Origin of the sequence: Burkholderia sp. HI2714 (assembly GCF_002223085.1) — a bacterium.
GTDB lineage: Bacteria > Pseudomonadota > Gammaproteobacteria > Burkholderiales > Burkholderiaceae > Burkholderia > Burkholderia lata_D.
Genome location: NZ_NKFM01000182.1, coordinates 1 through 573 on the forward strand (window position 1 = coordinate 1; position 573 = coordinate 573).

At 47.8% G+C, this 573-nt stretch carries 2 rRNA genes; both read left to right on the top strand.

The features are described 5' to 3' along the window. Positions 1-83, top strand: a 16S ribosomal RNA gene (locus CFB82_RS41805); the annotation flags it as partial. 385 nt (positions 84-468) lie between these two features. Next, positions 469-573 (top strand): 23S ribosomal RNA (locus tag CFB82_RS41815); the annotation flags it as partial.

Consider the following 573-nt stretch of genomic DNA (forward strand, 5'->3'; position numbering starts at 1 on the left):
CGGTCACCACGGTAGGATTCATGACTGGGGTGAAGTCGTAACAAGGTAGCCGTATCGGAAGGTGCGGCTGGATCACCTCCTTTCCAGAGCTTCTCGCACAAGTTGAGCGCTCACGCTTATCGGCTGTTGATAAAGACAGAAAGACTGTCTGTTAGCGGTTTAATCGGTTATAATGCCGGCCGCTTTCGATAATCATCAATGACAAACATTCGAATGAAGTTTGGTTCGAGTTTTTCTCATTGGCGATTGAGCCAGTCAGAGCGGTACGAAAGTATCAGCTGTCGTTCTTTAACAATCTGGAAGAAGCAAGTAATTTGGATAGCGGAAGCGTCTTGAGATGGACGTGGAAACTATCCGGGTTGTGATTGTATCGATGTATCTCAAGATGATTCGAACTCTATGTTCGACTTAAATTGGAATACGGCACAACGCGAGAACTCAACCTATAACGAGACAGACTCGTTATAGGGTCAAGCGAACAAGTGCATGTGGTGGATGCCTTGGCGATCACAGGCGATGAAGGACGCGGTAGCCTGCGAAAAGCTACGGGGAGCTGGCAAACGAGCTTTGATC